This is a genomic window from Liquorilactobacillus uvarum DSM 19971 (genome assembly GCF_001434935.1).
In the GTDB taxonomy this organism is placed as follows: domain Bacteria; phylum Bacillota; class Bacilli; order Lactobacillales; family Lactobacillaceae; genus Liquorilactobacillus; species Liquorilactobacillus uvarum.
Genome location: NZ_AZEG01000007.1, coordinates 1 through 14,435 on the forward strand (window position 1 = coordinate 1; position 14,435 = coordinate 14,435).

Consider the following 14,435-nt stretch of genomic DNA (forward strand, 5'->3'; position numbering starts at 1 on the left):
CCAAAGATTTTTCCAAACCGGCCTTTATTATGGAGACTTATGTCACAGCCTCTTTTTTATTTTCATTTAAAAAAATAAAAAAGAGTGTATTTAATATATATAGACTAAGAAAGTCTTAGTGGTTGGAGAAAACCATGTGATTGTGCGAGAATGTAAACGTTGGGAAGTCGGCGATCTGTACAAGTTTATTCAGATAAAGAGAGGCAGATAATGAAAAAAAGGGTAATAACTTCAATAAAGCTTTTTTCTTTAGTTTTATTATTAGCAATAGGGCTTATTTTAGTTTTCAATGAACAGATAAAAGACAAGGTCATTGATAATATGACGCAGACAGTATTAAGGCGTAAAACTCAATCGGTTGCTAAGGCTAAAAAAGAAAAATCGAGTTTTGAGTTTAAAAAAGTTAAACCAGCTAGTATTTCAGCGGTAAAGGATGCATGGAAAGACGATGGACAGGCGATTGGCAAGCTGGCAATACCGGCAGTCAACTTGAAATTGTCGATTTTTTATGGTTTGCGCAATGAAAATTTGTTGCGAGGTACAGGGACTATGAAAAAAGATGAAAAGATGGGTCAAGGGAATTATGCCTTGGCAGGACATCATATGAATGATCCTCAGATTTTATTTTCTCCTTTAGCAAAAGTGAAAAAAGGTGATATGGTTTACTTAACTGATGGCAAAAGGGTCTATGAGTACCGTGTAACGGACAGAAAAGTTGTTAATGAGTATCAAGTTCAATGGATTCAGGATGTACCAGGGGAAAAACTAGTAACACTGGTTACTTGTTTAACGGCTAAAACTGGAGAAAATAATCGAATTATTGTGCGAGGCAAGTTACTTAAAAATATACCTTTAAAAGAAACCAAAGTTTTTAGATGATTTTCGAACGTTTGCAAGTTTTGAGCAGTATTATTGCTTATAATATTATTCAATGTTAGCATTTTATTAGAGGTTGGAGGAGTAATACTTAATTCATGTCTCTAAGTGATTGAGGATTAACCTTCGTCCCAATTTTGAAAGGGGTTGCTGCTATGAGTCAAGAAGAAAAAATTAATAGTGCAAAAGATAAAGTTGCAGGTAAGGCAAAAGAAGTTGAAGGTAAAGCAACCGGTGATAAGGCTCGCGAGACACAAGGCAAAGCACAAGGAGTTCTTGGCAAAGCCAAAGACAAGTTAAGTGATGCTAAAGATGCAGTCAAGGACGCTGTTGACGATTTAAAAGAAAAGGTTGATAAAAAAAGCAAGGATTAAACTATTTTCGGTAGTGCGCAACAATGTGAGTCCATGAATGTCGTTGAGTTATATGTAGTTTATTTTTAGGATATATATCAATTTATAAATCGACATGGCTTTTGAAACACACTAGTTTGAAAATTGTTTAGCTGAGTAAATGTAGGGCAATACTTTTAAGAGTTTTGTCCTGTTTCCTTTGCGAAAGTACTTGGAACTATTGAGATAGGGGGAGTTTTAATGCATTGGTTATGGGTGTTGATTGTTGGTGCAATTATTGGCGCACTTGCAGGCGCGATTACCAATAAAGGTAAGTCAATGGGTTGGATCAGTAATATTATTGCTGGTTTAGTTGGATCAGTAGTTGGGGAAGCTATTTTAGGTTCTTGGGGACCACAAGTTGCAGGAATGGCTATTATTCCATCGGTGATAGGTGCGATCATTTTAGTACTAGTAGTATCATTTTTCCTATCAAGATCTTGATAGGAAATTAATCATGGTGTAGCCATGACCTACCATCATATTGTAGAAAATAAAAAACGCTAGAAACAAGATACGCTGAGGAATGTCCTCAGGTTTTGTTTCCAGCATTTTTTATTTTTGTAAAACAAATTAAAACAAATAGCAAAAGCAAGAGGTTATCAATAGTCATTAAGATTTGAGTACTAGCGACATATTGTTCTTGTTTCAGAAATAAAACTGTTTCCCCTTGTGTTAGAGAACTGCTCTGTAAACTTCATTTTTTATAGCACTTTGGTTAATCAGCGAATAACCAAGACAGAGATTGGTGAGTATTTAGCCATGTACGCTGCTTGACTTCCAAAGTGTTTTGCCAACCCTTTTTTGGACTGTGATCCGATGATGAGTAAATCAGGCTCGACATGAGGTATGACATCTTTAACGATTGTTTCACCAGCTTCACCTTCGGCAACGACAGCGCTAACTTTTTCAACGCCGGCTGCCTGTGCCTCATGCTGATATTTAAGAATATGTTTTTCTAGATCAGCACGTTCACCATGAATATAATCCTTGTCTAAGGCTTCAAATACATTCATTTCATGGCTTTCAAGGATTGAGACAATAATTAGTTCTGCATTATCATTTTTAGCTCTTCTGATAGCGTAACGGAACGCTAAAAGTGCATCGGCAGAATCATCAACACCTACTAAAATTTTTTTAAAATCTTCCATTGTTCGAATCCAACTCCATTCTTATACCCTCAAAATGTATATAGGTCTATAATTCTTCGGCTGCTTTAAGCTTATCAGCAACGCGTTTATTACCACGATACAAATCGTAAACTGTCCAAATCAATAATGCCAAAACAGCAATTATTAAAACATATGCAATCTTATCAGCGAAGGCTAATTGAGCCTTAGTAGCATTATCGCCGAAGAATGCTTCGATTTGGTCTGGCAATCCCTTCATGTTGAGGAATGTTAAGGCAAGAACGGAGAACCAACCTAAGATATTTACCCATAGTGAGTTTTTAAAACGTGCTCCCATTTCAACCCGACTATTGGTCATCATCAACAAAGGAAGCATTGAGAATGGCAAAGCGAAAGCTAAGAAAACTTGTGAATTGTTCATTAAATTATTGAGAGCGGTATGTTCAGCAATTGCGCTTTGTCCGCTCGTCATACTAACACAAATCAGCACAGGAATAACCGATATCAGACGTGTCACTAAACGACGCAACCATAAAGGCATTCTCATATGAACGAACCCTTCCATGATAACTTGACCAGTTAAAGTACCTGTGATTGTCGAGTTTTGACCGGAAGCCAAGAGGGCAACAGCAAATAATGTTGATAAAATACCGGAACGAGCAACACTTATCAAAACACCATTGCTTAGGGTTGAAGTATCAGATAAAGCTTGAAAAAGCCCGAAGAATGATGGGTCCTTTACTGCACCAGTTTTGAAGACGGCAACACCCATGATTAGCAAGAGGGAGTTAACAAAGAAAGCTGCTGTTAGCTGAATATTTGAATCCCATGCAGAGAATTTAACTGCTTGCGCAACGTCATCTTCTTTACTGTGATCAATTTTGCGTGTCTGAGAAACAGCAGAATGCAAGTATAGATTATGTGGCATAACAGTAGCACCAATGATTCCTAAGGCACCTGTCAAGGGTGTTTCGCCACCAACACTTCTTTTGCCTGAGAATGTGTCAGCAGTCGGAATCAATCCCTTGATGACGCCACCCCAGTTGGGATCAGATAAAGCTACTTGATAGACAAAAACAACTAAAATAACTAAAATCAAGCAGACAACAATTGCTTCAATCTTCCGGAATCCAATTTTGGTTAATAAGAGCAATAGTAAAACATCAAATACGGTAATAAATACAGCAATAACTAAAGGAATATGGAACAGAAGGTATAAAGCAATTGCGGCCCCAATAACTTCGGCAATATCGGTTGCCATGATAGCTAATTCAGTTAGAATCCACAATACAATCCCTAGTGATTTACTGGTTCTTGCACGAATTGCCTGCGCGAGATCCATCTGGCTCACAATACCAAGTTTAGCTGCCATGTATTGAAGGAGCATCGCAATCAAACTTGACATCAGGATAACGGACATTAATAAATATTGAAAATTTTGTCCACCAGTGATCGAGGTTGACCAATTACCTGGGTCCATATAGCCGACGGCAACAAGTGCACCAGGCCCGGAATAAGCAAATAATGTTCTCCAGAATCCTTTTCCCTTTGGAACTTCAACAGTACTGTTAATCTCTTCTAGCGAAGGACCATTAGCATACTCTATCAGCTTATGCTTCCTTGGCTTTGAATTATTTTCGCTCAAATTAAATACCACCTTTCAAATTTCCTGAGCTCAGAAACTATTGTACACCAAACTGTATATAATGAAAACATTTTTTAGGTCTGCCTCATAAAATAAAAAATACTGAAAAAGTTTTTTTGAACGAAACTGAAAAGTCAGGAAAAAGAATCATAGCTCAATGTGTGGTATCTTGAGATTGGAAGATGGAGTTATAAGTTATAAATAGTGAAATGGGGAAAAGTGATGCAGCAAAAGTATATGCTTTTTTTTAATCCGCAAGCTGGGAATGGTGAAGCACAACAAATAGCTGATGGTATTCAAGAAAAATTACAGTTAAAAGGGCAAGAGACAGTCCAATTAACAGCAGGGAGTCGTGAAGAAGCAATAAAAGAGTTGGTAAGTAAATTACCTCAAACAAAAAAACTGATCTGTATTGGTGGAGATGGGACACTTAATGCAGCGCTAACAGCATTTATTCGTGCTGAAGAGAGTGTTCCAGTGGGGCTTATTCCTAACGGAACAGTCAATAACTTTGCTCAAAAATGGGAGATACCATTAGATGTGGATGAAGCATTTAAAATCATTATGAGAGGGAATATGCGCCCAGTTGGGATTGGAAAATGCAATGGACAGGCAATAGTAAGTTCTTTGGTTTTTGGAAGCTTGGCAAACATCTCAAATGATGTTCGTCAAAGTGAGAAGAAAAGATATGGTTTAGCGATTTATGGATGGAATGCAGTCAAAAATTTACGTCAAAATCGTTCTTACGAGACAGAATTTTATAATGATTTTTTCTCCTTATCAGCTAAAGTTTGGTTTTGCTTAATGACAACAACTAATTTTATTGGCGGACATCAGTATCTTAAAAATGAGGGTAACAGTCTGCATGTAACAATGTTAAATAATATGAAAATCAGTAAGTTATTGAACTACGGATACCTTGCTTTGACTGGCAACTTACGCAAGTCGACAACATTAACTTCATTTGATTTAAAGAAAGCAATTATAAAAACAACTGACGGCAAAGCTGCAGAAACAAGAATTGATGGTGATCCAGGCCCTAATTTGCCAGTTAAAATCGAGTGGCTGCCTAATTTTGTGTCCTTTTTTGTACAAAATTAAAGACAAAAGAATCTGTGCAACCAGTGAGCAAATATGTTCTCATGTTAACGAAGGAAGTCTTATAATGATAGTAGATTTTCCTAAAGGGGGTAGCTAATGACAGAACTGATAAAGATTGGTAAGAGCGACGTTGTAGCGTCAAAATTAGGATTAGGTACTAATAAAGTTGGTGGGCATAATCTTTTTGATGGATTAAAAGATGAGGACGGATATGCAGTTATAAAAACGGCTTTGGATAAAAAAATCTCACTTTTAGATACTGCGTATATGTATGGCTTGGGACGTTCAGAAGAAATAATTGGCGATGTTCTTCACAACTATGATCGTTCGCAAGTTGTTATTGCAACTAAAGCAGCTCAGGATAAACATAATGATTTAAAAATAAACAATACTCCAGCTTTTCTGAAAAAAGCTGTAGATGAAGCACTCGAGAGACTGAAAACAGATTATATTGATATTTTTTATATTCATTTTCCAGATGAAAAAACACCAAAAGATGAGGCAGTTGGGGCTTTGGCTGATTTAAAAAGAGAAGGAAAAATCAGAGCCATAGGTGTTTCAAATTTTTCCTTGGAACAAATAAAGGAAGCAAATAAGAACGGTGAAGTTGATATTGTGGAAGATAATTTCAGTTTAGTTCATCGAAAAGCGGAGAAAGATCTTTTTCCATATCTGAAAGAGAATCATATTGACTTTGTCCCTTATTTTCCACTAGCCGCCGGCTTGTTGACGGGGAAATATTCTTTGAATGATCAAAAGAAATTTAAGAATTTTTCAGAAGCACAATATAAAAAAATTATTGATAATTTAGAAAAGGTACGAACAATAGCTGCTAAATACAATGCAACAGTTGCTCAAATTATTTTGGCATGGTATATCGCTGCGCCAAGCATAGGCATTGTTATTCCAGGTGCACGCAAGAAAGAACAAGTTTTAAGCAACATCAAAGCTGCAGATATTAGTTTAAAACAAGAGGATTTTGTAGAAATCGATCAAATGTTTTTAGGATTTTAGATTGAATTTTTGCAAAAATGAGGTATTGAGAATAAACAATAAAGTTGGAATACACTAAAGGCTTCTAGGAGATCTCCTAGAAGCCTTTAGTGTATTTTAATTATTGAGATTCATATTGAAGTAATTTACTTTTTTAATATTAAACGTTGGAAAAGTTTAACAATTTCAACTATAACTAACATCATTAACCCGCCAATCAGAACAACTAACCATTGCTGAGGGGCAAGTGGGGTAACTTTGAAAGTATCATTGAAAGCTGGGACGAAAATTGTTGCAAACAATAAGATCCCAGAAATCAGGATGGACCAGTTGAACATTCGATTGTTAAAGAGATCCTTTCTGAAAATTGAACCGTGAATCGATTTTGAGTTGAATGCGTGAAACAGTTGAATCAAACCAAGTGTTGCAAAAGCCATCGTTAGAGCATCAGCGTGAATTAATTCATAAGAGTTATGGAATGGGAATGTTAGTGCTAATTGATAAACACCGAGAGTTAATCCTCCTTCAAGCAGTCCTTGATAAAAGATACTTGACATCACTCCATCACCAAAGAAACTAGATTTGTTTCCACGCGGTTTATTCTCCATCATGTTGGCTTCGGCTTTCTCAACTCCGAGTGCAATGGCTGGGAAGGTGTCCGTCACAAGATTTATCCAGAGAATTTGAGCGGGTGCAAAAATATCCCAACCAAGCATTGTCATAAAGAAGAGAGTGAGGACTTCACCGAGATTGGCTGATAAGAGGTATTGTATTGCCTTTTGAATGTTAGCGAAAACCTTCCGACCTTCTTTTACAGCAACGATAATTGTAGCGAAGTTATCATCGGCAAGAACGATATCACTAGCATTTTTTGAAACCTCAGTACCTGTAATCCCCATACCAACACCAATATCAGCAGTTTTCAATGCAGGAGCATCATTGACACCGTCACCGGTCATTGCAACAATTTTTCCTTTTTTCTGCCATGCCTTAACAATGCGAACCTTATGTTCCGGAGCGACACGTGCGTACACAGAATACTGTTCGACGGTAGCATCTAACTGTTCTGTAGAGAGTTGGTCAAGTTCATTTCCAGTAATAACACGGCTATCTTTTCCATCGATAATCTGCAAGCGTTTGGCAATTGCAGTTGCGGTGTCCTTATGGTCGCCGGTTATCATGATCGGACGTATTCCAGCTTTTTTGGCTTCAGCAACTGCATCTTTTGCTTCAGGTCTCTCTGGATCGATCATGCCAATCATACCGACAAAGATCAAGTCATTTTCGATTTCAGAAGATTCATAACTGGAAGTAGAATCGATACCCTGCACAGGTGTATAAGCGAATGCCAAGACCCGCAAAGCCTGTTGTGCAAGAGCATGGTTAGTGTTTAAGATCTGTTCATTGTCCTTTTCTGTCAGTTCCCGTACCTTACCATCTTCTTCAATTTTGGTCGTACGTTTCAATAATTCATCTACAGCACCTTTTGTCATAATCAGCTGCTGTTCATTGTTGGAAACAACAACAGACATCAACTTTCGATTTGAGTCGAACGGAAGAGAAGTAACGCGTGGAAATTCGCGTGCAACATCATCCACAGGCAGTTTTTTATCCAAATAGTATTGAATAAGGGCTGTTTCTGTAGGGTCTCCCACAAGGCCTTGGTCTGATTTCTGACTATCATTAGCAAGGATCATTATTTGAGCCAAACGATTTTTTAGATTGAGATCGACTTTATGAGCATCTTGCAATCGTGTGTTCTGATAAATTTTTTCAACTGTCATTTTATTCTGAGTAAGTGTACCAGTTTTGTCAGAAGCAATGATTTCAGTAGTACCTAAGGTTTCTACGGCAGGCAGTTTTCGAATCAATGCATTCCTTTTAGCCATTGCCTGAGTTCCCAATGCCAAGGTAATAGTGACAATTGCGGGCAAACCTTCTGGAATGGCAGCAACAGCTAACGAAATAGAAGTCAAAAGCATTTCAAGGATAGAAGCACGATCAGCCACGATACCGATGACAAAAACAAGGGCTGCGATGACTAAAACAAGAACACTTAAAATTTTGCTTAAATGGATAATACTTTTTTGCAAAGGTGTAATGGACTTGTCAACGCTGTTCAGCATGTTAGCAATATGACCAACTTCTGTTTGCATTCCTGTTGCGGTGACTACACCCTCACCGGTTCCATAGGTAACGTTTGTATTCATGTAGCCTAAATTATGTCTATCACCTATGGGAAGTTTCTCTGTTTCTATGGAAAGATCATTTTTATCGACTGGAACAGATTCACCGGTCAAGGCAGCTTCTTCAATTTTCAACGAATTAGCTTTAATGAAACGTAAGTCGGCAGGAATGATATCGCCTGCTTCAAGCAAAACGATATCGCCAGGAACGAGCTCCGAACTTTTAATGATTTGGATACTGTCATCACGACGGACCCGTGAAGACGGAGTGGTCATTTCTTTTAAGGCATTGATAGCATTTTCGGCCTTAGCTTCCTGAAAGACTCCAAAAGCAGCATTTAAAACAACAACTAAGAAAATGATCACAGCATCAGATGCATCACCGGCAAAAAAGGCTATTACGGCCGCAATCATTAAAATAATAATCATTAAATCCTTAAACTGGCTGATGAACTTTTGCAAGAGAGTAGTGCTTTTTTGTTCAGTCAAAACATTGTGACCGAATTTTGCCAACCGAGCTTTAACTTCTTCATTGTTGAGACCTAGATCGGTCGTTTGTAGTTCGCTTAAGACCTTGTCCGAGGAGAGCTGATGATAATTTCGTGTCATGTTGGATAATCCTTCCTTTTCTTTTCTTAAATGTAGCATAGTACATGTGAGTTAGGAAAGTTTTATACTCGCCTTCTTGTATTCATAAGCTAAGTCAGATATAGCTTAAATAATTGAAAAAGTTGAAAAAATTGATAGTTGTTGTTAAATTAGGGTAAAATGAGAGCTATAAGGGGGAATTTTTGTTGATTAGAGAATTTAAAGAATTTATTTCGCGTGGGAACGTGATTGATTTAGCTGTTGGTGTCATTATTGGTGGTGCTTTTACCTCGATTGTAAAGTCCTTGGTTGATTATCTTATTAATCCGCTGATTGGTGTTTTTATTGGTGGAATCGACTTTTCAGATTGGGTTTTTAAAGTTGGGGATGCGACATTTAGGTTTGGCAGTTTTATCAATGCGGTTATTAATTTCTTGATTGTTGCATTTATTGTTTTCTTACTGGTAAAGGGAGTTAACAAATTTTTGATTCGTAAGAAAGAAGAAGCAACAACAGTCGCTGCACCAGAGGTCCAGTTACTAGAAGAAATTCGTGATCTGCTTGAAAAACAAGCAAAATAATATTTGAAAGCATAGAAGAAATTATTTTTGGTTGGCTAATTCAATTATTTGACAGGAATTGCAGCAAAACTTTAGTCTTGCCGTAAGGCCTGTTATTTTTTCGCAAATAGTTGCTGAAATGTTTTAAAGGTATATTTTCACCTAAGTGTGTTTCATTTGTGACCCCTTTTTATTTGTTTATATTCTGTTTGATTAAATATATAAAAAACATTCAAAAAAAGGGCGACTTTGGGCGTACTTTTTTTGTATAGTAAATAATAATGAAATAATTTATTTTGTTAAGGATAAAAATGCAAGAAGCAGTAATTTACTGCATGAATATATGGTAAAATCGTTCTTACAGTATTTTCAACTGACAAATAAAATTTATGCGATTTTTTATGTATTTGGGAAGGGTCAGGCTATGATCAAAATAAGTATTGTTGGTTATAATATTTTTTCACCAGGCGGAACAACGCGCAGTAATTTGAATTTAATCGCAGAATTCAGTTCTCAAAATTATACGGTCGTTTATTATAACTATACTGATTTTGATGAACTTGATTTGCGCAGGTTACATAAGCATGAAAAAGTTACTGCTGATGTGCAAATAAAAAAAGTAGAGGAGTTATACAGTAAAACTACTGCAAAGCAAAGTACCACGAAGAATTATTTCTTTATTACGCGGGAGGATCTTTTCCCATTGGCCGCGGTAATACGGAAATATAATTTGAAAGCGCTAATTATTGGTGAAGTGCATACACCTTTATCACTTTTGAATAAGGATTTCGCTAGTGTTGATCTGAGTCCATTTACTTGTCTGCGTGTAGCGACACCAGCTATAAAAAAAAGATTTGCTCAAAAGTATCATTTTGAGCGTATTTATGTACAGATGGTGAGCTTAGATCATCTGCAACTATGCGATCCTGCCAAAGTTCAACGAAGCAAAACCAGCAACTTTTTAGTTTATGCACGCTTTGATGAGGATGCTAAGGACATTAGCTATGCAATCAAACTAGCAGCTCATATGATTAATGAGCTAAAAGGGAATAATATTAGGTTATATATAAATGGTTATGGTCCAGATAAACTTTGTTACGAAAAAATGATTGCACAGTATCAGCTTAAAAATGCAATATTTATAAATAAAAGAGTACCTAGTAACTATATTGCGCTTTCAACTTCCCATGTTGAGACGCTAGGATACGCAATTGCTGAATCTTTAGCACAAGGGCATCGTGTATTAGCATATGTTGGAGATGATCATGTAACATATGAAAATTTCAAAGGAGTTCCGCTTATCAGCTGGATATATAAAAAAGATATAGCTATTGATGCACAACAGGCTTTAAGGGTTACTTCTGAAAATATAAAAACTGAAGAGCTTGCTACAAGTATAAATTTATTGAAACAAATGAAGGCTGGATATGTTAAAAAAATGTTTAAAAATGTTTCATCATTCGAGGGCGAAGGAGCAATAGCTGTTGATGAGAACAAAAATATTGAAAGCGAAACGAAACGGCAGATCGAAAGTGTGTTAGGAGCAGCGTATGCACCATGGTATCTTAAAATTTATCGTCATTTAAGGCAAGTTCCCGGATTAAGAAAACTGTTACAGCAATCTAAATTGAGTGAATGGCTGAAGTTGTTAAGAAAAAAACAATAAAAAAGGTAAAGAAAATTTTTGAAAGATCGTTCTATTTTTATACTAATGTGATTCGCTGTTTAAATTACCACAAAAAAATCCGATAGTAGTAACTATGCGGTTTTATAATCGGTTGACGCCGGTTGAATGGTTATTTTTATGAAGATAATCTGCTATGATTGAGTAAAAAAAAATGGTACTATTTAGTTTAAAGAGTTTCCGAATCTTAATCGATTTGCTAAAATGAAAACAACCATAGATAAAATATTTTCCGTGCATTAAATTAACTTTTTCCTTTATGATTTGCTGAAATATAGGCTTTTAGCAGAAGCAAAGCGAATTGAATGGTGTAAAAAGACTAAATCTAAAGGAAGTTGACACAGCATTATTATTGTTTTTTATATACTGCCATTTATTGAACATGTGTCTAATTAATAAAAAAGGAGTTTATGGGATGAAAACTGGGGAATTGATAAAAAATATCCGAATAGCTAAGGGGATAAAGGCAAAGACTGTTTATGATAACTTGTTGTCACGATCAATGTACTATAAGTACGAAAGCGGTCTCGTTGAAACTACTGCTGATACTTTTTTACATATACTTGACAGATTGAATGTCGAATCTGATGAATTTGTTGTCCTATTTAAGAAAATTATGCAACGCCAAGTACATTATCATTACGATGAATACCGCGAAGATTTACTGAGGTCATTTTGTGATGGAAACTTTACTGAAATAAGAGCTTTGGAAAAAAAGCTTGAACGCGGGTATGAAGAAACACATTTGCTGCGTTTCCATAATCTTCAGCTGATTGCTAAGGCAATGAAGAAAAAATTAGGCAGGGTAAATGAAAGTACGTTAACTGAGCGAAAAGAAATTACACATTATCTTTTAAGAAGCAAGCATTGGGGACACTATGAATATAAACTTTTATCTGATGCGATGTTTATGTTCGATAGTTCTTCCGCCGAAAAGCTACTGCAAAATCATGAATGGTTGGAACAGGACGACGAGCAAGATTTACGTTTAGAAAACTTGAAAATCAAAACGTTATGTGGAACGATCTTATTATTCATGAAGTCTGATAAAAAAGAACATACAGCGTACTATTATAGTTTATTAGCTAAGATAAATGTAGATTCTAACAATATTTATGCCCAAAGTAATAAACGATTTTTTAATGGCCTTAAAACAATATATGATGGAGATTATGAGCAAGGAATTAAGCTTATTTCTGAAATTTTTTCGTTATATCAAAAAATCGGTTTGGATGATTTATACCACGAACATGTTGCAATTTTACAAGACTTGTTAAGCACACAATTACAAAAAAAGGGGACACGTCGTCGACGGAAAGCATAATCAGACGATTATTCTACTCTATAAAGCTTGAAAAAATTACAGTTACAGTATAGAATAAAAAGATATGTGGATGACGAAAGGAGGAGCAGTGATGTCACAAAATACTCATGTTGGGGTTGCCAATGATCGTCGCCCTGTAAATCAAAAAAATATTAAGAAACGTCGTGCTCAACATCAAGCTGTTTTAGCTTTCTTGAAGAGCCGCGAAGAATTAGAAAAAACAGCTAAATAAATTGGTGCAGCCTTTTTTGGTGCATTGACCGGCATGAAACGTCCCCAGCGTTTTGTGGTGGTCTTTTTTAATGGAATATATGTTTATAAAAATCTAGGAAACGTTTATAAAAATTTTTTCAGGCGGGATATGATATAATCAATCAATAAGAGGATGGGGAAAAAATGAGCATTTTAGAAGTTGAAGGCATTTCACATACATTTGCAGACAAACAATTGTATCAAGATGCTAGTTTTAGATTAAATAAAGAAGATCATATGGGTATTATTGGGCAAAATGGTGCCGGTAAAAGTACTCTTATTAAGATCATTACCGGGCAACAATTGCCAGATGAAGGCAAAATCAAGTGGCAGAACGGATGCAAGATCGGTTACTTAGACCAATATGCGCAGGGTGCACATGACTTAACGGTTTTTGAATTTTTAAAAACAGCGTTTGCGGATTTGTATCGAATCAGCGAAGAACAAACAAAATGTTATGAACGATATGCAGAAACCATGGATGAAAAATTGATGGAGAAAGCTGGCCGTTATCAAGAGCAACTGGAAGCTAAAGATTTTTATGAAATTCAAACACATATTGAACAGGTTATGGCAGGATTGGGCATAGATGCAATTGGTAAAGATCATAAGGTCAGCCAATGCAGCGGAGGCCAGCGATCGAAAATCATTTTGGCAAAACTTCTTCTGGAAAAGCCGGATGTGCTGCTTCTTGATGAACCAACAAATTATCTAGATACTGAACATATTGAATGGCTAATTAATTATTTAAACAGTTTTACCGGATGCTTTATGGTAGTATCACATGATTTCGACTTTTTGGAGAGAGTAACGAATACGATAATTGACATTGCTTTCGGCAAAATTACCAAGTATACAGGTAGTTTTAAATCTGCGATCAAGCAAAAGGAAGTCAAAAAAGAAGTCCAGCTGAAGGCATATGAGAAACAACGGCAGCAAATTGAAAAAGATGAGGCATATATTCGGAAAAACAAGGCTGGAACACGTTCAACGATGGCAAAGTCAAGACAGAAAAGATTGGATAAGATGGAACGAATCGATCCGCCTAGTGATGCGCTCCAGGCTCACTTTAATTTTCCTTATGAAGAATTATTGTCGGCGGCTACGCTAACTGTTGATAATCTTTCTGTCGGTTATGAGTCGCCCTTACTGGAGCCAGTAACGTTTTCTTTGAGCCATGGTGAAAAAGTTGTTTTAAAGGGATTCAATGGTGTCGGAAAATCAACATTAATCAAATCAATCCTAGGCTTGATTCCAACTTTTGGCGGGACAGCAAAGTTTGTCGATGCAGTGCAGGTCAATTATTTCACGCAAGATCTAGACTGGGATGGCAACATGAGGACGCCACTGCAGATTGTACAGGATATTTATCCTAAGCTTGAACCCAAAACAATTCGCCAGCGTTTAGCGCGTGCGGGCCTAAACGCTGCTAACGCCATGAAGCCGATTAAGTTATTGAGCGGGGGAGAACAAACCAAGGTTAAAATATGTATTCTAGAACTTAAACCTAGTAATTTTCTGATCATGGATGAACCTACTAATCATTTGGATGATGAAACAAAAGAGGCTTTGAAGGAAGCGTTGATTGCTTTCCCTGGAAATGTGTTGTTAGTTACGCATGAGGCATCTTTTTATGATGGTTGGATCGATAAAGTCTTCGATGTTGAGAGTGTTAGATTAAGTAAGGATTAGAGAGGTATACGT

General features: G+C 36.5%; 13 protein-coding genes. 10 read left to right on the forward strand and 3 right to left on the reverse strand.

All coding sequences use genetic code 11. The annotated features are described in order from the left end of the window. Nucleotides 1–210: 210 nt before the first annotated feature. The 3 genes from FD20_RS04730 (at nt 211) to FD20_RS04740 (ending at nt 1,712) form a co-directional block, all read left to right on the forward strand. Nucleotides 211–879, forward strand: a complete 669-nt coding sequence (locus FD20_RS04730; RefSeq protein WP_057736450.1) for a class A sortase — start codon at nt 211–213, stop codon at nt 877–879. Between the two features lie 152 nt (nt 880–1,031). Then, a complete protein-coding gene (locus FD20_RS04735) occupies nt 1,032–1,250 on the forward strand; it encodes a CsbD family protein (protein WP_057736451.1) in 219 nt (72 codons plus the stop codon). 219 nt (nt 1,251–1,469) lie between these two features. Further along, the gene (locus tag FD20_RS04740) at nt 1,470–1,712 is read left to right on the forward strand and encodes a GlsB/YeaQ/YmgE family stress response membrane protein (protein WP_057736452.1); all 243 of its coding nucleotides are present in this window, start codon (nt 1,470–1,472) and stop codon (nt 1,710–1,712) included. A 278-nt stretch (nt 1,713–1,990) separates the two neighbouring features. Here the strand turns inward: FD20_RS04740 and FD20_RS04745 are convergent, their stop codons facing one another. Then, nucleotides 1,991–2,419, reverse strand: coding sequence for a universal stress protein (locus FD20_RS04745; protein WP_057736453.1), 429 nt, complete (start codon nt 2,417–2,419; stop codon nt 1,991–1,993). Nucleotides 2,420–2,465: 46 nt separating this feature from the next. Then, a complete protein-coding gene (locus FD20_RS04750; RefSeq protein ID WP_057736454.1) occupies nt 2,466–4,043 on the reverse strand; it encodes an Nramp family divalent metal transporter in 1,578 nt (525 codons plus the stop codon). 204 nt (nt 4,044–4,247) lie between these two features. On the opposite strand from FD20_RS04750, the gene FD20_RS04755 reads away from it, so the two are divergent. Continuing rightward, nucleotides 4,248–5,144: a diacylglycerol/lipid kinase family protein gene (locus tag FD20_RS04755; RefSeq protein ID WP_235807712.1), complete on the forward strand. Its 897-nt coding sequence runs from the start codon at nt 4,248–4,250 to the stop codon at nt 5,142–5,144. Nucleotides 5,145–5,240: 96 nt separating this feature from the next. Beyond that, a complete protein-coding gene (locus FD20_RS04760) occupies nt 5,241–6,158 on the forward strand; it encodes an aldo/keto reductase (protein ID WP_057736456.1) in 918 nt (305 codons plus the stop codon). Between the two features lie 125 nt (nt 6,159–6,283). Here the strand turns inward: FD20_RS04760 and FD20_RS04765 are convergent, their stop codons facing one another. Beyond that, complete coding sequence (locus FD20_RS04765; RefSeq protein WP_057736457.1) at nt 6,284–8,932, reverse strand: cation-translocating P-type ATPase; 2,649 nt, start codon at nt 8,930–8,932, stop codon at nt 6,284–6,286. Between the two features lie 185 nt (nt 8,933–9,117). Here FD20_RS04765 and mscL point away from each other — a divergent pair, with 185 nt between their 5' ends. The 5 genes from mscL (at nt 9,118) to FD20_RS04785 (ending at nt 14,423) form a co-directional block, all read left to right on the forward strand. Next, entirely contained in the window at nt 9,118–9,492 is a 375-nt protein-coding gene (gene mscL / locus FD20_RS04770) for a large-conductance mechanosensitive channel protein MscL (RefSeq protein ID WP_057736458.1), read from the forward strand. Between the two features lie 403 nt (nt 9,493–9,895). After that, nucleotides 9,896–11,137, forward strand: coding sequence for a glycosyltransferase (locus FD20_RS04775; protein WP_162255623.1), 1,242 nt, complete (start codon nt 9,896–9,898; stop codon nt 11,135–11,137). Between the two features lie 433 nt (nt 11,138–11,570). After that, nucleotides 11,571–12,479 carry a helix-turn-helix domain-containing protein gene (locus FD20_RS04780; RefSeq protein ID WP_057736460.1) on the forward strand — a complete coding sequence of 303 codons (909 nt, stop codon included), beginning with the start codon at nt 11,571–11,573 and terminating at the stop codon, nt 12,477–12,479. A 91-nt stretch (nt 12,480–12,570) separates the two neighbouring features. Further along, complete coding sequence (locus tag FD20_RS13665) at nt 12,571–12,711, forward strand: hypothetical protein (protein WP_164478842.1); 141 nt, start codon at nt 12,571–12,573, stop codon at nt 12,709–12,711. Nucleotides 12,712–12,875: 164 nt separating this feature from the next. Continuing rightward, nucleotides 12,876–14,423 carry an ABC-F family ATP-binding cassette domain-containing protein gene (locus FD20_RS04785; RefSeq protein WP_057736461.1) on the forward strand — a complete coding sequence of 516 codons (1,548 nt, stop codon included), beginning with the start codon at nt 12,876–12,878 and terminating at the stop codon, nt 14,421–14,423. Nucleotides 14,424–14,435 lie beyond the last annotated feature (12 nt).

What these genes read in the sequence shown, in the direction of transcription:
- FD20_RS04735 (WP_057736451.1), top strand. Translation starts at nt 1,032, where the DNA reads ATGAGTCAAGAAGAAAAAATTAATAGTGCAAAAGATAAAGTTGCAGGT.
- FD20_RS04775 (WP_162255623.1), top strand. Translation starts at nt 9,896, where the DNA reads ATGATCAAAATAAGTATTGTTGGTTATAATATTTTTTCACCAGGCGGA.
- FD20_RS04745 (WP_057736453.1), bottom strand. Translation starts at nt 2,419, where the DNA reads ATGGAAGATTTTAAAAAAATTTTAGTAGGTGTTGATGATTCTGCCGAT.
- FD20_RS04785 (WP_057736461.1), top strand. Translation starts at nt 12,876, where the DNA reads ATGAGCATTTTAGAAGTTGAAGGCATTTCACATACATTTGCAGACAAA.
- FD20_RS04730 (WP_057736450.1), top strand. Translation starts at nt 211, where the DNA reads ATGAAAAAAAGGGTAATAACTTCAATAAAGCTTTTTTCTTTAGTTTTA.
- FD20_RS04740 (WP_057736452.1), top strand. Translation starts at nt 1,470, where the DNA reads ATGCATTGGTTATGGGTGTTGATTGTTGGTGCAATTATTGGCGCACTT.
- FD20_RS04760 (WP_057736456.1), top strand. Translation starts at nt 5,241, where the DNA reads ATGACAGAACTGATAAAGATTGGTAAGAGCGACGTTGTAGCGTCAAAA.
- FD20_RS04780 (WP_057736460.1), top strand. Translation starts at nt 11,571, where the DNA reads ATGAAAACTGGGGAATTGATAAAAAATATCCGAATAGCTAAGGGGATA.
- FD20_RS04765 (WP_057736457.1), bottom strand. Translation starts at nt 8,932, where the DNA reads ATGACACGAAATTATCATCAGCTCTCCTCGGACAAGGTCTTAAGCGAA.
- FD20_RS13665 (WP_164478842.1), top strand. Translation starts at nt 12,571, where the DNA reads ATGTCACAAAATACTCATGTTGGGGTTGCCAATGATCGTCGCCCTGTA.